Raw genomic sequence first — 20,157 nt, forward strand, 5'->3', positions numbered from 1 at the left:
TCGAAAGGCCGGTCCGATTGTGTCGACCGCATGGGCCAAAAGGGCCAGATCGCCGGTAGAACTCACCCTATCGAGTGAGGTGACCGGATATGGGGGTGTGCAGGCGCAGCCCCACACCCCCAGGGGCGCGGGGAACTGCGCGACAAGCCACGACGCACCCGCGGCCCCACGGCGACTAGGCCCTCAGTACGGCCCCGGTCCGCTCGCCCGCAAGGGCAACAGCCGCATCCCGAGCCGCGGACGCCTCATCGACCGTCAGCGTCCGGTCACCCGCGCGGAACCGCAGCGCGTACGCCAGCGACTTCCTGCCCTCGCCCAGCTGCGCAGCGTTCTCGTACACGTCGAACAGCCGGATGCCCTCGAGCAGTTCGCCCGCGCCTTCCCGCAGCGCGGCCTCCACATCGGCATGCGGAACCTCACCGGAGACGACCAGCGCGACATCCTGCGTGGCCACCGGGAACGTCGAGATGCTCGGCGCCTGCGGAGTGTCGTCGCCGACCCGCTCCAGCAGGTCGAGGTCCAGCTCCATCGCGCAGGTACGCGCAGGCAGCCCGAACGCCTTCACCACCCGCGGATGCAGCTCACCGGCGTGCCCCACGACGGTGTCACCGACCACGAACTCGGCGCAGCGCCCCGGGTGCCACGGCCCGTACCGGCCGCCCCGCACGACCAGTTCGGCCCCGGCCTCACGCGCGACCAGGCGTCCGGCCTCGACGGCGTCGGCCCACCCGGCCGGACGGCCGGCGCCCCACCAGCCGGCCTGCTCACGCGCGCCGGCGAGCACGGCGGCGACATGGCGCGGCTGCTCCGGCAGCGCGGCGTCCAGTTCGGCGATCTCCTCGTCCGTGGGACGCCGGTCGACGGGCAGCACCGTGGCGACGCGCTGCTCCTCGCGCGGCAGGAAGACCAGCCCGGTCTCGAACAGCGCCAGATCGTGCGAGCCCCGGCCGTTGTTGCGCCGCAGCGCACCGAGCAGACCCGGCAGCAGCGACGTACGGAGCGCGGGCTCCTCGTCGTTCAGCGGGTTCGTCAGCTTCACGACCCGGCGGGCCGGGTCGTCGGCCGCGAGGCCCAGCTGGTCGAAGACCTGCTCGGAGACGAAGGGGTAGCTCGGCGCCTCGACGTACCCGGCACCGGCCAGCACCCGGCCCGCCCGGCGATGCAGCCGCTGGCGCCGGGTCAGGCCACGGCCTGCGGGCGGCCTGGGCAGCGTGGAGGGCAGGTTCTCGTAGCCCTCCAGCCGGATGACCTCTTCGGCCAGGTCGTTGATCTCCTGGAGGTCGGGACGCCAGGACGGCACGGTGACGATCAGCTCGTCCTGTCCGTACACGTCGCAGCCGACCTCCTGCAGACGCCGTACGACGGTCTCGCGGCCGTAGGAGACACCCGCGACCTTGTCGGGGTGGTCCGCCGGGATGCTGATGGTGTGCGGGGCGGACGGGGCGACGACCTCGGTGACACCGGCCTCGGCAGTGCCGCCCGCGAGCAGCACCAGCAGGTCGACCGTGCGCTGGGCTGCAGCGGCGGCGGCCTGCGGGTCGACACCGCGCTCGAAGCGCCGGGACGCCTCGGAGGAGAGCTTGTGGCGACGGGCCGTACGGGCGATGGAGACCGCGTCGAAGTGGGCGGCCTCGATGACGACGTCGGTGGTGCCCTCACCCTCCGCGTGATCGGCGATCTCCGTGTTGGCGCCGCCCATGACCCCGGCGAGGCCGATCGGCCCGCGGTCGTCCACGATCACCAGGTCCTCGGCGTGCAGCTTGCGCGTCACGCCGTCGAGGGTCTTGATCTGCTCGCCCTCGGCGGCCCGGCGGACCCGGATGGAGCCCTGGACCAGAGTGCGGTCGTAGGCGTGCAGGGGCTGGCCGAGCTCCGTCATCACGTAGTTGGTGACGTCGACGGCGAGCGAGATCGAGCGCATGCCGACCTTCTGGAGCCGACGCTGGAGCCAGAGCGGGGAGCGGGCCTCGGGGCTCAGACCGGTGACGGTGCGCGCGGTGAAGCGGTCGCAGCCGAACGGGTCGGAGACCTGGACCGGGTAGCCGAAGGCGTTCGGCCCGGGCACGTCGAGGAGGGCCGGGTCGCTCAGCGGGAGGCCGTAGGCGATGGCGACCTCGCGGGCCACGCCCCGGATGGACAGGCAGTCGCCGCGGTTGGCGGTGACGGCGATGTCCAGGACCTCGTCGACCAGTTCCAGGAGCTCGATGGCGTCCTTGCCGACCTCGGACTCCGGGGGTAGCACGATGATGCCGTGGCTGCCGTCGTCGCCCATGCCCAGCTCGTCGCCGGAGCAGATCATGCCGTGGGACGTCTTGCCGTAGGTCTTGCGTGCGGCGATGGCGAAGTTGCCGGGCAGGACGGCGCCCGGGAGGACCACCACGACCTTGTCGCCGACGGCGAAGTTGCGGGCGCCGCAGACGATCTCCTGGGGCTCGCCGGTGCCGTTGGCGGTGCCGACGTCGACGGTGCAGAAGCGGATCGGCTTCTTGAACTCCGTCAGTTCCTCGATGGTCAGCACCCGGCCGACGACGAGGGGGCCCTTGAGGTCGGCGCCGAGGTGCTCGACGGTCTCGACCTCGAGGCCCGCGGAAACGAGCTTGGCCTGGACGTCACGGCCGGTTTCGGTCGCCGGCAGGTCGACGTACTCCCGCAGCCAAGAAAGCGGGACCCGCATCAGATCTCCATCCCGAACGGCCGGGTGAACCGGACGTCACCCTCGACCATGTCTCGCATGTCCTCGACGTTGTGGCGGAACATCAGCATCCGCTCGATGCCGAACCCGAAGGCGAAGCCGCTGTACTTCTCCGGGTCCACGCCGCAGGCGGTGAGCACCTTGGGGTTGACCATCCCGCAGCCGCCCAGCTCGATCCAGCCCTCGGAGGAGCAGGTGCGGCAGGGGCGGTCGGGGTTGCCGACGGACTCGCCGCGGCAGACGTAGCACTCCATGTCCATCTCGGCGGACGGCTCGGTGAAGGGGAAGAAGTTCGGGCGCAGCCGGGTCGTCATGCCCTCGCCGAACAGGGACTGGACCATGTGGTCCAGGGTGCCCTTGAGGTCGGCCATGGTGAGGCCCTCGTCGATGGCCAACAGCTCGACCTGACGGAAGACCGGGGTGTGGGTGGCGTCCAGCTCGTCGGTGCGGTAGACGACGCCGGGGCAGATCACGTACACCGGCAGCTCGCGGGAGAGCAGCGAGCGGATCTGCACGGGCGAGGTGTGGGTGCGCAGCACGACGCCGGACTCGGTGCCGCCCTCGGGGCCCGCCACGAAGAAGGTGTCCTGCTCACCGCGGGCCGGGTGGTCCGGGCCGATGTTGAGCGCGTCGAAGTTGAACCACTCGGCCTCGACCTGCGGGCCCTCGGCGACCTCGTAGCCCATGGCCACGAAGACGTCCTCGATGCGCTCGGAGAGGGTGGTGAGCGGGTGGCGGGCGCCGGCCGGTACCCGGTCGTACGGCAGTGTGACGTCCACCGCCTCCTCGACCAGCACTCGGGTGTCCCGCTCGGCCTCCAGCTCGCTCTGGCGAGCGGCGAGGCCCTTGCTGACCGCGCCCCGGGCCTGGCCGACGAGCTTGCCGGCGGCCGCCTTGGCGTGCGGGGGCAGGGCGCCGATCTCGCGGTTGGCGAGGGCCAGCGGCGAGGTGCCGCCGGTGTGGGCGACCTTGGCCTCCTGGAGCGCGTCGAGCGAGTCCGCGGCCGCGAAGGCGGCGAGCGCCTCGTCCCGCATGCGCTCGATCTCTTCCGGTTTCAGGGCCTCGACCTCTACAGGGTCGTACGACTTGTTCGGTGCCGACATCTCTTCCCGTGCTTCCGATTGGCTGGCTGAAGGTCCCCGTCACCGACTCGCTCAGAGGTCGGAGGGCCGTCCATGGGACACGAAGGTGCCAAAGGCCGAGTCTAACGGGGTCGAGGGCCGCTCCCGGAACGGGCGCCGATCGGCGTGCGGCGTCCGGTACCCGATCCGGAGCGGTCCTCAGGGGGACGGATGCGCCCGCGGGCGGCTCGGGCGGATCTCAGGTGAGATAGGCCGGAACGCTCACGGGCAACGTAAATCGGAACTCGGCGCCGCCGCCCGGGGCGCGGCCGACCGTGATGGTGCCGCCGTGGGCTTCGACGATGCCCTTGACGATGTACAGCCCGAGTCCGGTGCCGCCGCGCTTGCTGCCCCGCCAGAAGCGGGTGAAGACGCGGTTCATGGACTCCTCCGGGATGCCGGGGCCCTCGTCGCTCACCGTGACCGACGTGCCGATGTCCTCGCCCTCGCGGGGGGACGCCGTGGGCGTGATGTCGATAGTGACGGTTCCCTCGCCGTGCCGCACGGCATTTTCCAGCAGGTTGCTGAGCACCTGGTCGATCTTGTCGGGATCGGCCCACAGGGCGGGCAGCGGCTGCTCCAGACGCAGCAGGAACCGGTCGGCGGCGAGGCCCGCGGCGACGTAGGCCTGGATGTGGCGTCCGACGGCGGCGCCGATGTCGACGGGCTGGCGCCTGAGTTCGAGGCGCCCGGAGTCGATGCGGGAGATGTCCAGCAGTTCGGCGATGAGCCGGGTGACGCGGTCGGCGTCCGCGTCGACGGTCTCCAGCATCAGCCGCTTCTGGTCGTCGGTGAACCTCTCCCACTTGGCGAGGAGGGTCGCGGTGAAGCCCTTGACGGAGGTGAGCGGGGACCTGAGCTCATGGGCCACGATGGCGATCAGCTCGGCGTGGCTGCGTTCGGTACGGCGGCGGGCCTCGGTGTCACGCAGGCTGACGACGACGCGGTGGACGGGTCCGGTGGGTTCGGTGCGCACATAGGTGGCGGAGACGAGGACCTCACGGCCGCCGGGCAGCAGCAGATTCCGCTCCGGCTGCCGTCTGCGGATGGCGAGGCCGCCGTACGGGTCGGTCAGCTGCCACCAGCGCCGCCCCTCCAGGTCCTCTAACGGGAGGGCCTTCTCCAGCCGCTGTCCGAGGGCGTCCTCGGCGGGAAGTGCGGTGATCCGGGCCGCGGCGGCGTTGAAGCAGATCACGCGGCCCTGCTCGTCCGCGACGACGAGGCCGTCGGGCAGCTGGTCGGGATCGATGCCGAGCTCGGCGGGACCACCGGTACAGGCCTCGGACACGCCTTGCGCGCTCCTCGTGCCGACACTCATCCCCGCACCCCACCTCTCAGGCGTCTGAGGGGCCCCCGAGCTGGTCACCCTACTGGTTATCGGTGACGGAGCGGCACCCTCCGGAGGCGCGCTGTGCACGGGCTGACGCATAGAGACATACGGCGGCCGCGGTGGCGAGGTTCAGGCTTTCGGCCTTCCCGTGGATCGGAACGCGCACCACGGCGTCCGCGAGCGCGCGGGTCTCCTCCGGGAGCCCCCACGCCTCGTTCCCGAACACCCACGCGGTCGGCCCGCCCATGGTCCCCCGGTCGAGCTCGTCGTCGAGGTCGTCGGTGCCGGCCCCGTCGGCGGCGAGGATGCGCACCCCGGCGTCCCTCAGCCCCTGAACGGCCTGCTCCACCGGCACCCCGACGGCGACGGGCAGGTGGAACAGGGAGCCCACGGAGGCCCGTACGGCCTTGGGGTTGTAGAGGTCGACGGAGGCGTCGGTCAGTACGACGGCCTCGGCACCGGCGGCGTCGGCGCAGCGGAGCACGGTGCCCGCGTTCCCGGGGTCCCGCACGTTGGCGAGGACGGCGACGAGCCTGGGCCGGGCGGCGAGGATCTCCTCGAAGGGGGTGTCGACGAACCGGCAGATCCCGACGAGACCCTGCGGGGTGACGGTGGTCGAGATGTCGGCGACGACGTCCTCGGCGGCGAGGTGCACCCGCGCCCCGGCCTCCCGGGCCTCCCCCACGATGTCGGCGTACCGCTCCGCGGCCTCGATCGTGGCGAACAGTTCGACGAGCGTGTCCTTGTGCCCGGCCGCCTCGCGCACGGCCTGCGGTCCCTCGGCCAGGAACAGCCGCTCCTTGCCCCGGAAGTTCCGCTTGGCGAGCCGTCGGGCGGCCGAGACGCGAGGGGAGCGGGGGGAGATCGGTTCGGGGGAGGCGGTGGGCATCGGGGTCACCTTCGGGAGTTCAGGAAACGACGGACCCGCAGGCTCTGTGAGCCTGCGGGTCCGTCACGTCACATCCGGCCGACAGCGCCGGCGCGGCGTCAGGCGGCCTTGGGGGCGTTCACGTCCGCCGGGAGGGCCTTCTGGGCGACCTCGACGAGCGCCGCGAAGGCGGGCGCGTCGTTGACGGCCAGCTCGGCCAGGATCTTGCGGTCCACCTCGATGTTGGCGGCGTTCAGACCCTGGATGAGGCGGTTGTACGTCATGCCGTTGGCGCGGGCAGCGGCGTTGATGCGCTGGATCCACAGCCGACGGAAGTCGCCCTTGCGCTTCTTGCGGTCGTTGTAGTTGTAGACCAGGGAGTGGGTGACCTGCTCCTTGGCCTTGCGGTACAGGCGCGAACGCTGACCGCGGTAGCCCTTGGCGGCCTCGAGGATCGCCCGGCGCTTCTTGTGGGCGTTGACTGCCCGCTTGACGCGTGCCACTTGTTAACTCCTTGTAGCGGGGCCGTGGTTGGACTCACACGGCCCGGAATCGATGGGGTCCCGGTCCTGGCGTGCGGCGCTCAGGTCGAGCGCCGCGTACGTCACTTGCCGAGAAGCTTCTTGATCTTCTTGGCGTCGCCCGGGGCCATCTCGGCGTTGCCGGTGAGGCGACGCGTCACGCGGGACGACTTGTGCTCGAGGTAGTGGCGCTTGCCGGCGCGCTCGCGGAGCACCTTGCCGGAGCCGGTGATCTTGAAGCGCTTGCTGGAACCGCTGTGCGTCTTGTTCTTCGGCATAGCGCCGTTCTCTCCTCGTCGGTGGCGTTCCGGTGCCCGGTCGTGAAACCGGGCACGGTGGGACGCGCTGTTGTATCGGTTACGTCCCGGGGACTCGCGTCCCCAGGGGTCACGCCTCGGCCGGAGCCTCCACGGGCGCCTCGGCCGGAGCCTCGTCGTCCACGGTGAACTCGTCGTCCTCGGCGAACTCGCCGTCCTCGGACTCCGCGACGTTCTGCGACTTGCCGGGGTTCGCCTTCGCGTCAGCCTTGCGGGCTTCCTGCGCCTGGCGTGCCTCGGCCATCGCCTCGGTCTTCTTCTTGTGCGGGCCGAGAACCATGATCATGTTTCGGCCGTCCTGCTTCGGATTCGACTCGATGAAGCCGAGGTCCTCCACGTCCGTCGCGAGACGCTGCAGCAGTCGGTAGCCCAGTTCGGGCCGGGACTGCTCGCGACCACGGAACATGATCGTGATCTTGACCTTGTCGCCCTGCTTGAGGAACCGGACGACGTGACCCTTCTTGGTGTCATAGTCGTGCGGGTCGATCTTCGGCCGGAGCTTCATCTCCTTGATGACCGTGTGCGCCTGGTTCTTGCGCGCCTCACGGGCCTTCATGGCCGACTCGTACTTGAACTTCCCGTAGTCCATGAGCTTGCAGACCGGCGGACGCGCGCTCGCCGCAACCTCGACCAGGTCGAGGTCGTACTCCTGCGCAAGCTCCAGGGCCTTGGCAAGCGGAACAATGCCGACCTGCTCGCCGCTCGGACCGACAAGTCGCACCTCGGGAACGCGAATCCGGTCGTTGATACGGGGTTCGGTGCTGATGGATCCTCCTCGGTTAGCACCACACGGCCATCTGGCGGACGGTCGCGCTTGTCTGTGTTCGACCGACCTAACCGCTCCGAGACACAAAAAATGCCCCGGACGATCACAAGACGGGGCTCCAGAACACTGCCGGAGCACCGCCACGATGATCGTGGGGCGCGCTTTCGGGCGACTCCATCGTCCGTACGGAACGATGGTGGCCGCCTGACCGGGGTGACCCGCCGTCCCGGAGGACAGTCAGGTGGGAGATCGGAGCCTCCACTTGTGGGCCGGGCATATGAATGTCCGGCCGGTCGTCACACAAGGTTAGCAGTTACCTGGGGGTGGTGCGAACCGTCGTGCACCGGGCCCTATCGTGTGGGACATGAGTGACACCCCTCCCGCGTCTCCCGCCTCCCCCGACTTCGACGACATGACCCGCGACATCGCCGAGGTGCCCGCCGTCGAGGTGATCGTGACGGTCGCCGTCAACCTGATGAGCGCCGCCGCGGTGAAGCTCGGTCTGACCGAGGAGGGCGACAAGTACAAGGACCTGGACGAGGCCCGCAAGCTGGTGACGGCCCTGGCCGGTCTGCTGGACGCGAGCACGACCGAGATCAGCTCCTTCCACGCGGCCCCCCTGCGCGACGGTCTCAAGTCGCTCCAGCTGGCGTTCCGCGAGGCCTCCCTGGTCCCGGACGAGCCTGGCCAGGGCCCCGGCGAGAAGTACACCGGCCCGGTCTACGGCTAGCCGTAGACCGGCGAGGTTCGCGGAACCAGGTCACCCTCGTACGTACAAGGGCTCGCCCGGAGGCGTGGCCCCGGCCGGCAGGACTGCCAGGTCGAGGCCGCGCAACAGGCGGGCCCTCAGTGTTTCGTCGGCGGCCAGGCGCCGGGCGACCGCGTGGACGCCGGCGTCGTGCGGCACGGCCGGCTCGAACACCAGGGCGAGGGTGCCGTCGGCCCGGCCCGGCCCGAGATAGGCCCGCAGCACCGCGCGCACGTCGGCGACCACGGCACGCACCGCGTCCACGACCGCCGGGTCGGCGAGCGGGTCCGTGGTGGTACGCCCCTCGGCGAGGGCGAGCAGCGCGGGGCCGGTCAGTTCGAAGGGCACCGGACCCGCGAGATCCAGTACGACCGTGTCGGCCTTCTCGTGCGCGGCGGCCTGCAGCGCCTGGTGCAGGGGTACGGCGACGGGGCGGGCCTCCGGGTCCCAGCGGGCCAGCGAGCCGGTGGAGGTGAAGGCCGGCAGGGCGGTCCGGGATCCTGCCTTGAGGGTGGGGACGGCCATGTCGCTGGTCTTCTCGCGGCGCAGCCCGTCCTCGTCCTCTTCCACCTCGCCGAGCACGGCCACGACCGGGACGAGCAGCCGGGCCCCCTTCAGCGCCTCCAGCACGGGGCCCACGGCGGCGCGGTCCTCGGCCCAGGCCGCGAGCGCCGCGCTCAGCCGGGGATCGGCGGAGCCGTCGTCGTCGGAGAAGCCGGGGTCGGGAATGTTCTTGTTCGCCACGGTCACCGACCCTATAGGGGGCTTGCTGCTGGGCTTGTGCGGGCCCGGAAACCCGCCCGTGACGGCTTTCACGGGTTTTTCAGAGTTCCCTGACACAGCTCTAACGTCCGTCTAACGGCCCGCACAGTCGGCGGCCCGACGATCGGCGGCATGGAGTCCTCCAGAGCCGCCAGACGCCGGGCCCGCAGTGTCCCGCGCCGGTCCCTGATGTACACCGCGCTCGCCACCGTCGCCGTCGTCGGCGTCACGGCCGGGGGGACGGTCTATGTGAAGGCGCAGGCGCACTCCGCGGGCAGCGCCGTATCGTCGGCGGCGGCGCCGGTCTCGTCCTCCCCGGCGGCCACGACTCAGGAGGCGGCCGTGACGGAGCCGGTGGATCTCGACGCGCTGCTCGCCGACGCCATGAAGTCGGTGAGTGTGACGGGCCACGCGAAGGTGTCGGCGGCGGTCCTCGACCTCGGGTCGGGCGACAGCGCGGTGTACGGCGACGGCGTCTTCGACACGGCGAGCATCGTCAAGGTCGACATCCTGGCGGCGCTGCTGCTCCGGCACCAGGAGGCGGGCACGAAGCTGAGCACGCAGGAGAAGGCGTACGCCACCACGATGATCGAGAACAGCGACAACGCGTCGGCGTCCGCGCTGTGGAGCATCATCGGGAAGGCCTCAGGGCTCGACGCCGCCAACGAGACATTGGGGCTGACCGGCACCGAGGGCGGCGACGGCGCGCTGTGGGGGCTCACCCAGACCACGGCGGCCGACCAGCTCACCCTGCTCCAGCAGGTGTTCGGGGACGACTCGGAGCTGAGCGAGGGCTCACGGTCGTATCTCCAGGGCCTGATGGGTCGGATAGAGGCCGATCAGCACTGGGGTGTCTCGGCCGCGGCGGACGGCTCCGGCTGGGCGCTGAAGAACGGCTGGCTGCCCCGCAGCACGACCGGGCTGTGGGACATCAACAGCGTCGGACGGGTCACGGTGGACGGCCACGACTATCTGGTGGCCGTGCTGTCGAACGGCAACGCGACGCAGGCGAAGGGGATCTCGCTGGTGGAGGCGGCGGCGAAGGCGGCCGTGTCGGTGTTCACCGGTGCGTCCGCGTCGCCGAACGCCACGTCCGCGGCCGTCGTCCGGTGACCGAGGTGCGCCCTGCCTAGAAACCCTCGTAGGAGCGGCGGGGGCCGCGGCGGGCGCGCCACAGGAGTACCGCGGCGATCAGCAGGAGGCCGCCGAAGCTGCCCGCGAGGGGGGCCGCCCAACTGGCCGTGTCGTCCTGCGAGTCGGCGGTGTCGGGGCCGGAGCCGAAGTACTTGTCGCCGTAGGAGGCCGCCTGCAGGTCCTCCGGCTTGAGGCGGTCCGCGGCCTTGAGCGCCGCCGCGGGGTCGATGAAACCGAAGCCGCGGGAGTCGTCGCGGCCACCGGAGGGGGCGTTGCGGGCCGTGTCCTCCAGGAGCCGTTTGACCTGCGCGGGCGTCAGGTTCGGGTGGGCCGCCTTGACGAGGGCGGCGGCGCCGGAGACGAACGCGGAGGCGGCGCTGGTCCCCCACCCTTCGTAGTACTTGTGGTCGGGGTCGGCGATGACGACGTCGTCGCCGGGGGCGGCGACCGTGGCGTACCAGCGACGGGTGGAGAAGGAGGCGCGAGTGCCGTACTTGTCGACGGCGGTCGCGACGATGACGCCCGGGTAGGCGGCCGGGTAGGAGATGTGGTCGCCCTTGTCGCCGCCGTTGCCGGCCGAGGCCACGACGACGACGCCCTTCTTCAGCGCGTACTGGACGGCGTCGTCCTCGCCGGCCTCGGGGTGCGCGGAGGCCGAGTCGTCGCCGAGGGAGAGGTTGATGACGTCGGCGCCGTGGTCGGCGGCCCAGCGGATGCCCTCGGCGAGGGCGTTGCCGCGGGTGTTGCGGGCCTTGGTACGGGCGGGGTCGCCGTCCTCCAGGATCACGCGGACCGGGAGGATCCTGGACTCGGGGGCGATGCCCAGGACGCCGTCGCCGTTGCCGACGCCGTGTCCGTGACCGGCGATGATGCCGGCCATGGCGGTGCCGTGCCGGGCCCAGGTGCGGTCGCCCTCGGTGGCCCCGAAGCCGATCATGTCCTTGCCGGCGAGGACGTTGCCGACGAGGTCGGGGTTGTCGGCTTCGACGCCGGTGTCCAGCACGGCCACGGTGACGCCCGCCCCCTTGGTCGTCCGCCAGGCCTCCTGGGTGTGCATGGCGTCCAGGGCCCACTGCTTGGCCCGTATGCCGTCGGCGTGCGCGACGGTGGGCGGGACGAGGGCGACGGAGGCGGCGAGGAGGACGCTCAGAAGACCTGCCCGGCGGGGGGTTGCGCTCATGAGGACTGCTCCGGGGGCGAGGTGACGATCTTGCGCAGGGCGCGTTCGACGCGGTCGGCCAGGCCCTGGGCCTCGTTGCCGAGGCCCGCCTGGGCGGTGGGGCTCGTGTCACCGGAGGTCATGGCCTTCTCGGCGGGCTCCGGGGAGTCGACGGTACGGCCGTCCGCCCAGCCGGAGACGGCGTAGGCGACGACGGGGGCGTCGGTGAGGACGGAGATCGTCCAGGAGGCCCGCTGCCGGGCCCCGAAGTCGGCGGCGAGGCTGTTCTTCGCCGCGTACGGCAGGGGCATCAGGTCGGCGCGGGTGTCCAGGCCCTCCTTGCTGAAGCGGGCGCCGAGGGCGCGCATGACGGTGGCGTCGGCATCGGTGAAGAGGAGGCCGACGGTGGTGACGTAGCTCTGGGTGGCGTCCGTGTAGGTGGCGCGCAGCAGGCGTTCGCAGCCGACGGGGGCGAGGGCCTTGCGCAGCAGGGGGTCGAAGGCGTCCTTGCAGCCGCTGTCGGGGGCGACGGCGATTCGTGTCCATGTGCGGTCGGCTCCGCCGGGTCCGGCGCCCTGGCCGTCGACGGTCGGCGGGAACAGCTTGTCGACGGGAACGCTGTGCCACAGCTCACCGGCCTCGGCGAAGCTGTCGCGCCCGCTGTCGTCGCCCGAGTCCCCGATCAGCCAACTCCCGGTCACGGCACCGCCGATGAGACCGAGACCGAGCACGACACAGGCGGCCACGGCGACGATCCGTGCCGGAATCCGCAGCCCCCACGGTCGCGGACGCGGCCGGTCCTCGTAGCCCACCTCGGGCTCCCCGAACGACACAACAGGCCGTCCGTTGCCGGGAGTTCCGGCATGCGGGGGCATGGGGGCGCTCCACGAGAGGGAGGGGTCGGGAGACAGGGGGGCCGCGTTCTGGGAGCCTCCACCGGGCGCCGCCGGGGGCGTGCGGGGCGGGGCTGCGGGGGCCGGGGGTACGGAAGGGGAGCCCGCCGGGGCGCGAGGTGTGGTCGGCGGGCCGACCGAAGGCGTGCGCGGGGCGCCGGAGGCCGACGCCGGGCGTGCGGAACGCGGCGGGAACCCGGGACGAGCGGGCGCACCCGGCTGCCGCCCTTCGGATACGGCTCCGGCACGACCGGGCCCGGAACCGGGACGGGACTCGGGCACGGGCGGTACCGCGGTGCCACCCGAGGCGGGAGGCGCGGGCGGCCGACCCGTCGAGGCGGAGCCACCGATACGGCCGGGCCCGGAACCGGGACGGGACTCGGGCACGGGGGTGCCGCCAGAGGCCGAGCCCGTGCGTTTCGTACCGGACGGCGGTCCCGCCGGAACGGGCCTTATCCGGAAGGTCGTCTCCGACGCGGTCTCGGCGGGGGCGCCGCCGGTACGGCGTGGGGGGACCGAGGGTTCGGAACTCGGCCGGGGCGGCACGGCACCGGACGGGCTGCCGGTGCTCTGACCGGGCCCGGCGGGAGGCGCCGCGTTCGTCGGACGGGACTCGGCGTCCGGGGCGGTGTCAGGGAAGCGGGCCGAGGCCGGGGGCGGAGGCGGAACGCTGCCGGGCGGTGGGGTTTGCGGGTTCGGGGAGCCGGGACGCCGAGGGGCGGACGCGTCACCGGCGGCCGGCGTCGGGACGGAGCCGGCGTCGTTCGTCGCGCGTATCGGAGGCCGGCCCGCGGAGGACGGTGTCCGGAACGGCTCGGCGTTCGGTACGCCGAACTCCCGTCCCCTGTTCATGTCGGCGAATGTGCGGGGCGCCGTGGCGTCGGCGTCCTGTCGACCGGAGTCACCGGCGGCCCGCTCCCCCGCATCGTCACCGGACCCCTGCCAGTCGAACCCTGCGAACACCGGCCGGCCAGGCGCCCCGGCGCTCCGTCGGCCGCGCTCGCCGAACGCCTGCCAGTCGGAGTCGTTCGTCACACGCCCACCCGGCTCCCCGGACGCCCCGAAACCCGGCTCGCCCTCGCCGGCCGTCGGCGGCTGAGCCGGCCGTGGCGGTGTCGTCGGGCGCGGGGGAATGGAGGCGCGGCGTGCTTCCGTGCTCATGCGCCCCCCGTTTCCTCATGTCCGGGCCGTTCTGTCGTGCGCGGGCCCCTCGCCGGTGTCACCGACATGGAAGACGGCCGTCCGGGCACGCATACCCGCACGGGAGGGCCGACATCCCGGCGCGGCGGCGACGGGGGGCGAACAGCCCTGCGTGCGTGCGCGTCACTCTACGGGTTGTTCCTGGGCGAACGGGAACCAGTCCGCCAGGCCGGGGGCATCTGCCCGGAACGTCCCCCTACCCTGCGGTAATCCTGTCTGGCAGGCTGCGTTCATGACTGCGCGCGCCGCCGACCGAGCCCGGTACGACCGGGCCACCGCTCTTCTCGACGCTCCTCTCGCGATCGTCGACCTGGACGCCTTCGATGCCAACGCGGACGACCTCGTCCGCCGGGCGGGGGGCAAACCGATTCGCGTCGCCAGCAAGTCCGTACGCTGCCGGGCACTGCTCGAACGTGTCCTGGCGAAGGACGGATTCGCCGGGATCATGTCCTTCACCCTCGCCGAGTCCCTGTGGCTGGCCCGGAGCGGTTTCGACGACATCCTGCTCGCCTACCCGTCCGCCGACCGTGCCGGATACGCCGAACTCGCCGCCGACCCCAAGCTGGCCGCCGCCGTGACGGTGATGGTCGACGACCCCTCCCAGCTCGCCTTCATCGACGAGGCCCGCACCGGCGGCACCGAAGTCATCAGGGTCTGCCTGGAGTTGGACACCTCGCTGAAGCTTCTCGGCGGCAGGGTGCGGGTCGGTGCCCGGCGTTCGCCGCTGCACTCCGCCGCCCAGGTCGCCGACATGGCTCGCGCGGTGGCCCGGCGCCCCGGCTTCAAGGTCGTCGGGATCATGGCCTACGAGGGGCACATCGCCGGTGTCGGGGACGCGGTCGCCGGACGGCCGTTGCGTTCCAGGGCCGTACGGCTGATGCAGGCCACCGCCCGCCGGGAACTCGCCGAGCGGCGGGCCGCGGTGGTGCGCGCGGTGCGGGCCGTCGTGCCGGACCTCGAGTTCGTCAACGGCGGCGGCACCGGCAGTGTGCAGCACACCGCCGCGGAGGACTCCGTCACGGAGATCGGTGCCGGGTCGGGGCTGTACGTGCCGAGGCTGTTCGACAACTACACGTCCTTCAGCGGGCGTCCGGCCGCCCTCTTCGCCATGCCGGTCGTGCGCAGGCCGGGGGTGGGTGTCGTGACCGTCCTCGGCGGCGGCTACCCGGCCTCCGGCGCGGCAGGCCCGGACCGGCTGCCCGTGCCGTATCTGCCGGAGGGGCTGAAGTACGACCCGCAGGAGGGGCCCGGCGAGGTGCAGACCCCGCTGCTCGGCGCGCCCGCCGACGATCTGCTGCTGGGCGACAAGGTGTGGTTCCGGCATGCCAAGGCCGGTGAGCTGTGCGAGCGGTTCGAGGTGCTGCGGCTCGTCGAGGGGGACGTGGTGACGGCGACCGTGCCGACGTACCGCGGGGAAGGTCACACCTTCCTGTAGTCAGCGTTCGTGGCCGGCCGGCCGGATCCCCTCGGTGATCCGGTCCATGTCGGTGAGCGGCGGTCCGTCCGGACCGTCGTCGAAGGCGAAGCGGACGATGACGGCGGCCGCGGCCGGGGAGCCTCGGCCGGTGCCGGGGGTGAAGGCCAGTGACTGGACGTAACCACCGGGCCCCTCGGCCGTCCTCACCCGCCGGCGCACCAGGTATCCGGCGCATCCCGCGACCGAGACCCGCTCCGATCTGAGGACCCGGCGGCTCTCGATACCGCCGCCGGGGCCCCGGCCGGGCTCATGGTCGCCGTAGGCGGTGGCGGCGGCCTGCGGTATGTCCTTCGTGGCGAGGGAGGCCGGGGACTTCCCGGAGTTCGCGGGCAGGGTGCGGGTGAAGATCCTGCCGCCGCCGGTGGTCATCACCACGTTGTCGCGGGTGACGTACTTCGACGGGGCCCAGCCGTCGGGCAACGGCAGGCTGATGCCGTCGAGTTTGTCGACCACGAGGCGCGGGTCCGCCACGACGACGTCCCCGTCGCCCCGGGCCAGGGAGTACGCCCCGGTGACGATCGCGGTGACGAGGACGACTCCGGAGACCGTCAGGGCGACGGCCTTGGCGCGCCCCGAGGCCCCGCCGGCCGCTCTCGGCGGGCCGGGGGCCTCAGGGGCGCGCCGGTGGTCCGTCCAGGCCGTCCCGTCCCACCAGCGCTCCAGATGGGGAGCGCCTGGGTCCGGGTACCAGCCGGGCGGGAGCGTCCTGCTCATTTTGGCACTGTAGGACGAGACCTACAGCGGGGTGACGTACGCCCCCGAGATGCCGCCGTCCACGAGGAAGTCGCTGGCGTTGACGAAGGAGGAGTCGTCGCTGGCCAGGAAGGCGACGGCGGCGGCGATCTCCTGGGGCTCGGCGAACCGGCCGACCGGGATGTGGACCAGGCGGCGGGCGGCCCGCTCGGGGTCCTTGGCGAACAGCTCCTGGAGGAGCGGGGTGTTGACGGGGCCCGGGCACAGGGCGTTGACGCGGATGCCTTCGCGGGCGAACTGCACTCCCAGTTCACGGGACATGGCGAGCACCCCGCCCTTGGAGGCGGTGTAGGAGATCTGCGAGGTGGCGGCGCCCATCCGGGCCACGAAGGACGCCGTGTTGATGATGGAGCCCTTGCCCTGCTGCCGCATGTAGGGGATCGCGGCCTTGCAGCAGAGGTAGACGGAGGTCAGGTTGACCTCCTGGACGCGCTTCCACGCCTCCAGGCCGGTCTCCAGGATGGAGTCGTCGTCGGGCGGGGAGATGCCCGCGTTGTTGAAGGCGACGTCGACGCTGCCGTAGGTGTCGTACGCCGTCTTGAACAGGGCCTCGACCTGCTCCGGGTCGGTGACGTCGACCTTGACGAAGAGCCCGCCGACCTCGTCGGCGGCCGCCTTGCCGCGGGTCTCGTCGACGTCGGCGCAGACGACGTGGGCGCCCTCCGAGGCGAGCCGGCGGGCGGTGGCGAGACCGATGCCGCTGCCGGCTCCGGTGATGACGGCCGTACGGCCGACAAGGCGACGGCACACGATCTGATCGGTCGAAGAGGTCACTGGGCGGGGCCTTCCGTGCTGATGAAGACGTTCTTGGTTTCGGTGAAGGCGGTCAGGGCGTCCGGGCCGAGCTCACGGCCGAGTCCGGACTGTTTGTAGCCGCCGAAGGGGGTCCAGTAGCGGACGCTGGAGTGCGAGTTGACGGACAGGTTGCCCGCCTTGACGGCCTGGGAGAGGCGCAGGGCGCGGCCCAGGTCGCGGGTCCACAGGGAACCGGAGAGGCCGTAGGGGCTGTCGTTGGCGAGTCTGATCGCGTCCGCCTCGTCGGTGAAGGGCAGCAGGACGGCGACGGGGCCGAAGATCTCCTCGCGGGCGGCCTCGGAGTCGGGTGCCTCGCCGGTGAGGACGGTCGGCGCGAACCAGAAGCCGGGTCCGTCGGGCGCGCTGCCCCGCAGGCCGGGGGCGTCGGCGGGCACCAACGACCGTACCCGGTCCAGCTGTTGGCGGGAGATCAGCGGTCCCATCTCGGTCTTCTCGTCGGCCGGGTCGCCCACGACCACTGCCTGCAGAGAGTCGGCGAGCAGTTCCCGGACCTCGTCGTAGACGGACTCCTGGACGAGGATGCGGGTGCGGGCGCAGCAGTCCTGGCCGGAGTTGTCGAGGAAGGAGAAGGGGTCCACGGCGGTCTTGAGGTCGGCGTCCGCGAAGACGATGTTGGGGCTCTTGCCGCCGAGTTCGAGGGTGACCGGCTTGATCTGGCGGGCGCAGCGTTCCATGACGTCGCGGCCGGTGCGGCTGGACCCGGTGAACACGATCTTCGCGACGCCGGGGTGTTCGACGAGGGCGGTGCCCGCGACCGGGCCGTGGCCGGGCAGTACCTGGAACAGCCCTTCCGGGAGCCCTGCCTCCAGGGCGAGTTCGGCGAGCCGCAGGGCGGTCAGCGGGGTCGTCTCGGCGGGCTTGAGGAGGACGGCGTTGCCGGCGGCGAGTGCGGGGGCCGTGCCCCAGGCCGCGATCGGCAGGGGGAAGTTCCAGGGCGCGATGACGCCGACCACGCCGAGCGGTTCGAGGATCGTGATGTCGAGGCCGCCGGGCACCGGGATCTGGCGGCCGCTGAGCCGCTCCACTCCCCCGGCCGCGTAGGCGAGGAGGTCTCGGACGTTGCCGGCCTCCCAGCGGGCGTTGCCGAGGAGGTGGCCGGCCTCGCGGACCTCCAGCCGGGCCAGTTCCTCGACGTGCCCGTCGACGACGTCGGCGAACCGGCGCAGCAGCCGGGCCCGGTCGGCGGGGGCCGCCGCGGCCCACTTCACCTGTGCCCGGGCGGCTCTGGTGACGGCGGCGTCCACGTCGGCCGCGGTGGCGGCGGGGACGGTGGCGACGACCTCCTCGGTGGCCGGGTTGAGGACGGTCAGCTCATGCTCGTAAGGCGACGGGGACAACGAAGGACCTCTACAGACGTTCGAAGGAGCGGCGCAGCTCCCAGTCGGTGACCGCCGCGTCGAAGGCTTCGAGCTCGACGCGGGCCATGTTGCGGTAGTGCGCGACGACCTCGTCGCCGAAGGCGGCCCGGGCGATCGGGCTGTTCTCCCAGAGTTCGGCGGCTTCGCGCAGGTTGGTCGGGACGTGGGCGTAGTCGGCGGTGTAGGCGTTGCCGGGGCACGCCTCGGGCAGCTCCAGTTTCTGCTCGATGCCGTGCAGGCCGGCGGCGACCAGTCCGGCGACCGCGAGGTACGGGTTGACGTCACCGCCGGGCAGCCGGTTCTCGAAGCGCATGGAGCGGCCGTGGCCGACGACCCGCAGGGCGCAGGTGCGATTGTCGTGGCCCCAGGCGACGGCCGTGGGGGCGAAGGAGCCCGGCTGGAACCGCTTGTAGCTGTTGATGTTCGGGGCGTAGAGCAGCGAGAAGTCCCTCAGGGCCGCGAGCTGTCCGGCGAGGAAGTACCGCATCACGTCGGACATGCCGTCCGGGCCCGCCATCGCGTTGTTGCCTGCGGCGTCGGCGAGCGAGAGGTGGATGTGGCAGGAGTTGCCCTCGCGCTCGTTGTACTTGGCCATGAAGGTGAGGGACACGCCCTCCTGGGAGGCGATCTCCTTGGCGCCGGTCTTGTAGACGGCGTGCTGGTCGCAGGTGACCAGGGCCTCGTCGTAGCGGAAGGCGATCTCGTGCTGGCCGGGGTTGCACTCGCCCTTGGCGGACTCGACGGTGAGGCCTGCGGTGGCCATCTCGTTGCGGATTCGGCGGAGCAGGGGCTCGATGCGGCCGGTGCCCAGCACCGAGTAGTCGATGTTGTACTGGTTCGCGGGCGTCAGCCCCCGGTAGTTGGCGTCCCAGGCCTGCTCGTAGGTGTCCTTGAAGACGATGAACTCCAGCTCGGTTCCGACCTGGGCGGTGAAGCCGTGCTCGGCGAGGCGCTCCAGCTGGCGGCGCAGGATCTGCCGTGGGGCGGCGACCACGGGCGAGCCGTCGTTCCAGCCGAGGTCGGCCATCAGCATGGCCGTACCGGCGTTCCAGGGCACGCGGCGCAGGGTGCCGAGGTCGGGGTGCATGGCGAAGTCGCCGTAGCCGCGGTCCCAGGAGGACATCGCGTAGCCGTCGACGGTGTTCATCTCGGTGTCGACGGCAAGGAGGTAGTTGCAGCCCTCGGTGCCGTGGTGGAGTACCTCGTCGAGGAAGAAGCGGGCGGCGATCCGCTTGCCCTGGAGCCGGCCCTGCATGTCGGGGAAGGCCAGGACGACGGTGTCGATCTCGCCGCTCGCGACGAGGGCGTGCAGCTCCTCGACGCTGAGCGGGGGTGTGCGGTCTGCCACGGGAGAGCTCCTTCGGCTGCTGCGCGTTTTTCCGACCGGGCCGGGAGCCATAAGGTATTGCTCTGAACCATTGCTTGGGAAGGGGGCTCGGCCATATGTCGGTGGACGCTGACGGCGGCCCGGACGACCTGTTGGCGCCGGTACTGCGGCCGGTCAGGGCGGGCAACGGCTTCGAGGAGGCGCTGGAGCAGATCCTGCAGGTCGTGCGACTGGGGCTGGTACCGGGGGGTGAGCGGCTGCCGGCCGAACGGGAGCTCGCGGAACGGCTCGGGATCAGCCGGGTGACGCTGCGCGAGGTGCTGAAGGTGCTGCAGGACCAGGGGCTCGTGGAGTCGCGGCGCGGCCGGTACGGGGGCACGTTCGTGCTGCCCCGCGCGCGGGACGCGGTCGGCGAGGACGAGCTGCGGCGCCGGATCGCCGAGGCGGACATCGAGGACGTGCTGCGCTTCCGGGAGGTGCTGGAGGTGGGCGCGGCGGGGCTGTGCGCGACGCACGGCCTCACCGCCGAGCAGACACAGCGGCTGCGGGAGGCGCTGTCGGCCACCCAGGAGGCGCCGCTGGCCGACTACCGGCGCCTGGACACGCTGCTGCACCTGACGATCGCCGAACTGTGCGGATCGCCGACCCTGACCGCGCAGTACGCGGCCGTACGGGCCTCGGTGAACGACCTCCTCGACTGCATCCCGCTCCTGGTCCGCAATCTGGAGCACTCCCAGCGCCAGCACGCGGCGCTGGTCGAGGCGGTGCTCGACGGGGACGCCGACGGCGCGCGGGAGATGATGCGGGAGCACTGCGCGGGGACGGCGGCACTGTTGCGCGGGTTCCTGGCGTGACCTTGCTTCTCGCCGCCCCGAGGCGCAAAGGTATGGTCGTGCGCCATTGCAAGCCTGGGAG

17 protein-coding genes and 1 pseudogene are annotated in these 20,157 nt (G+C 71.9%); 4 read left to right on the forward strand and 14 right to left on the reverse strand.

The genetic code is table 11. From position 1 onward, the window contains the following. Positions 1-175 precede the first annotated feature (175 nt). The 7 genes and pseudogenes from pheT to infC all read right to left on the reverse strand — a co-directional run bounded on the left by pheT (position 176) and on the right by infC (position 7,640). Positions 176-2,674, reverse strand: a complete 2,499-nt coding sequence (pheT, locus tag OHT57_RS10020; protein WP_328745747.1) for a phenylalanine--tRNA ligase subunit beta — start codon at positions 2,672-2,674, stop codon at positions 176-178. Continuing rightward, a complete protein-coding gene (gene pheS / locus OHT57_RS10025; RefSeq protein ID WP_328745748.1) occupies positions 2,674-3,795 on the reverse strand; it encodes a phenylalanine--tRNA ligase subunit alpha in 1,122 nt (373 codons plus the stop codon). The genes pheT and pheS overlap by 1 nt, the downstream gene beginning before the upstream one ends. Before the next feature lie 217 nt (positions 3,796-4,012). Further along, entirely contained in the window at positions 4,013-5,131 is a 1,119-nt protein-coding gene (locus OHT57_RS10030) for a sensor histidine kinase (protein ID WP_328745749.1), read from the reverse strand. A 49-nt stretch (positions 5,132-5,180) separates the two neighbouring features. Beyond that, positions 5,181-6,032, reverse strand: coding sequence for a TrmH family RNA methyltransferase (locus OHT57_RS10035; protein ID WP_328745751.1), 852 nt, complete (start codon positions 6,030-6,032; stop codon positions 5,181-5,183). Between the two features lie 98 nt (positions 6,033-6,130). Beyond that, entirely contained in the window at positions 6,131-6,514 is a 384-nt protein-coding gene (rplT, locus tag OHT57_RS10040; RefSeq protein WP_328745752.1) for a 50S ribosomal protein L20, read from the reverse strand. 101 nt (positions 6,515-6,615) lie between these two features. Then, the gene (gene rpmI / locus OHT57_RS10045) at positions 6,616-6,810 is read right to left on the reverse strand and encodes a 50S ribosomal protein L35 (RefSeq protein WP_328745753.1); all 195 of its coding nucleotides are present in this window, start codon (positions 6,808-6,810) and stop codon (positions 6,616-6,618) included. A 109-nt stretch (positions 6,811-6,919) separates the two neighbouring features. Then, positions 6,920-7,640, reverse strand: a pseudogene (infC, locus tag OHT57_RS10050) (translation initiation factor IF-3). Between the two features lie 339 nt (positions 7,641-7,979). Here infC and OHT57_RS10055 point away from each other — a divergent pair. Continuing rightward, positions 7,980-8,345 (forward strand): DUF1844 domain-containing protein, encoded by a 366-nt coding sequence (locus OHT57_RS10055; protein WP_328745754.1) that lies wholly within the window; start codon positions 7,980-7,982, stop codon positions 8,343-8,345. Between the two features lie 30 nt (positions 8,346-8,375). Here OHT57_RS10055 and OHT57_RS10060 read toward each other — a convergent pair whose 3' ends face one another. Beyond that, the gene (locus tag OHT57_RS10060; protein ID WP_328745755.1) at positions 8,376-9,107 is read right to left on the reverse strand and encodes an SseB family protein; all 732 of its coding nucleotides are present in this window, start codon (positions 9,105-9,107) and stop codon (positions 8,376-8,378) included. Positions 9,108-9,257: 150 nt separating this feature from the next. Between OHT57_RS10060 and OHT57_RS10065 the strand changes: the two genes are divergently transcribed. Continuing rightward, a complete protein-coding gene (locus tag OHT57_RS10065; RefSeq protein WP_328745756.1) occupies positions 9,258-10,238 on the forward strand; it encodes a serine hydrolase in 981 nt (326 codons plus the stop codon). 16 nt (positions 10,239-10,254) lie between these two features. On the opposite strand, the gene mycP is transcribed toward OHT57_RS10065, so the two are convergent. Together mycP and OHT57_RS10075 are read right to left on the reverse strand one after the other, a co-directional pair. Then, complete coding sequence (mycP, locus tag OHT57_RS10070; protein WP_328745757.1) at positions 10,255-11,439, reverse strand: type VII secretion-associated serine protease mycosin; 1,185 nt, start codon at positions 11,437-11,439, stop codon at positions 10,255-10,257. Then, positions 11,436-12,293 (reverse strand): hypothetical protein, encoded by an 858-nt coding sequence (locus OHT57_RS10075; protein ID WP_328745758.1) that lies wholly within the window; start codon positions 12,291-12,293, stop codon positions 11,436-11,438. The genes mycP and OHT57_RS10075 overlap by 4 nt, the downstream gene beginning before the upstream one ends. A gap of 1,450 nt (positions 12,294-13,743) precedes the next feature. Here OHT57_RS10075 and OHT57_RS10080 point away from each other — a divergent pair. Further along, complete coding sequence (locus OHT57_RS10080; RefSeq protein ID WP_328745759.1) at positions 13,744-14,946, forward strand: amino acid deaminase/aldolase; 1,203 nt, start codon at positions 13,744-13,746, stop codon at positions 14,944-14,946. On the opposite strand, the gene OHT57_RS10085 is transcribed toward OHT57_RS10080, so the two are convergent. The 4 genes from OHT57_RS10085 to OHT57_RS10100 are packed head-to-tail and all read right to left on the reverse strand — an operon-like array spanning position 14,947 to position 19,263. Continuing rightward, positions 14,947-15,702, reverse strand: coding sequence for a DUF2510 domain-containing protein (locus OHT57_RS10085; protein WP_328745760.1), 756 nt, complete (start codon positions 15,700-15,702; stop codon positions 14,947-14,949). A gap of 21 nt (positions 15,703-15,723) precedes the next feature. Further along, positions 15,724-16,515, reverse strand: coding sequence for a 3-oxoacyl-ACP reductase (locus OHT57_RS10090; RefSeq protein ID WP_328745761.1), 792 nt, complete (start codon positions 16,513-16,515; stop codon positions 15,724-15,726). After that, complete coding sequence (locus OHT57_RS10095; RefSeq protein WP_328745762.1) at positions 16,512-17,894, reverse strand: aldehyde dehydrogenase family protein; 1,383 nt, start codon at positions 17,892-17,894, stop codon at positions 16,512-16,514. Before OHT57_RS10095 ends, OHT57_RS10090 begins: the two co-directional genes overlap by 4 nt. Before the next feature lie 10 nt (positions 17,895-17,904). Next, on the reverse strand, positions 17,905-19,263 hold the full coding sequence (locus OHT57_RS10100; protein WP_328745763.1) for a glutamine synthetase family protein: 1,359 nt from the start codon (positions 19,261-19,263) through the stop codon (positions 17,905-17,907). A 95-nt stretch (positions 19,264-19,358) separates the two neighbouring features. Here OHT57_RS10100 and OHT57_RS10105 point away from each other — a divergent pair, with 95 nt between their 5' ends. Beyond that, positions 19,359-20,096: a FadR/GntR family transcriptional regulator gene (locus tag OHT57_RS10105; RefSeq protein WP_328745764.1), complete on the forward strand. Its 738-nt coding sequence runs from the start codon at positions 19,359-19,361 to the stop codon at positions 20,094-20,096. Positions 20,097-20,157: the final 61 nt, after the last annotated feature.

This window comes from Streptomyces sp. NBC_00285, from assembly GCF_036174265.1.
Classification (GTDB): Bacteria; Actinomycetota; Actinomycetes; order Streptomycetales; family Streptomycetaceae; genus Streptomyces.

What these genes read in the sequence shown, in the direction of transcription:
- pheT (WP_328745747.1), bottom strand. Translation starts at nt 2,674, where the DNA reads ATGCGGGTCCCGCTTTCTTGGCTGCGGGAGTACGTCGACCTGCCGGCG.
- pheS (WP_328745748.1), bottom strand. Translation starts at nt 3,795, where the DNA reads ATGTCGGCACCGAACAAGTCGTACGACCCTGTAGAGGTCGAGGCCCTG.
- OHT57_RS10030 (WP_328745749.1), bottom strand. Translation starts at nt 5,131, where the DNA reads ATGAGTGTCGGCACGAGGAGCGCGCAAGGCGTGTCCGAGGCCTGTACC.
- OHT57_RS10035 (WP_328745751.1), bottom strand. Translation starts at nt 6,032, where the DNA reads ATGCCCACCGCCTCCCCCGAACCGATCTCCCCCCGCTCCCCTCGCGTC.
- rpmI (WP_328745753.1), bottom strand. Translation starts at nt 6,810, where the DNA reads ATGCCGAAGAACAAGACGCACAGCGGTTCCAGCAAGCGCTTCAAGATC.
- OHT57_RS10055 (WP_328745754.1), top strand. Translation starts at nt 7,980, where the DNA reads ATGAGTGACACCCCTCCCGCGTCTCCCGCCTCCCCCGACTTCGACGAC.
- OHT57_RS10065 (WP_328745756.1), top strand. Translation starts at nt 9,258, where the DNA reads ATGGAGTCCTCCAGAGCCGCCAGACGCCGGGCCCGCAGTGTCCCGCGC.
- mycP (WP_328745757.1), bottom strand. Translation starts at nt 11,439, where the DNA reads ATGAGCGCAACCCCCCGCCGGGCAGGTCTTCTGAGCGTCCTCCTCGCC.
- OHT57_RS10075 (WP_328745758.1), bottom strand. Translation starts at nt 12,293, where the DNA reads ATGCCCCCGCATGCCGGAACTCCCGGCAACGGACGGCCTGTTGTGTCG.
- OHT57_RS10080 (WP_328745759.1), top strand. Translation starts at nt 13,744, where the DNA reads ATGACTGCGCGCGCCGCCGACCGAGCCCGGTACGACCGGGCCACCGCT.
- OHT57_RS10085 (WP_328745760.1), bottom strand. Translation starts at nt 15,702, where the DNA reads ATGAGCAGGACGCTCCCGCCCGGCTGGTACCCGGACCCAGGCGCTCCC.
- OHT57_RS10105 (WP_328745764.1), top strand. Translation starts at nt 19,359, where the DNA reads ATGTCGGTGGACGCTGACGGCGGCCCGGACGACCTGTTGGCGCCGGTA.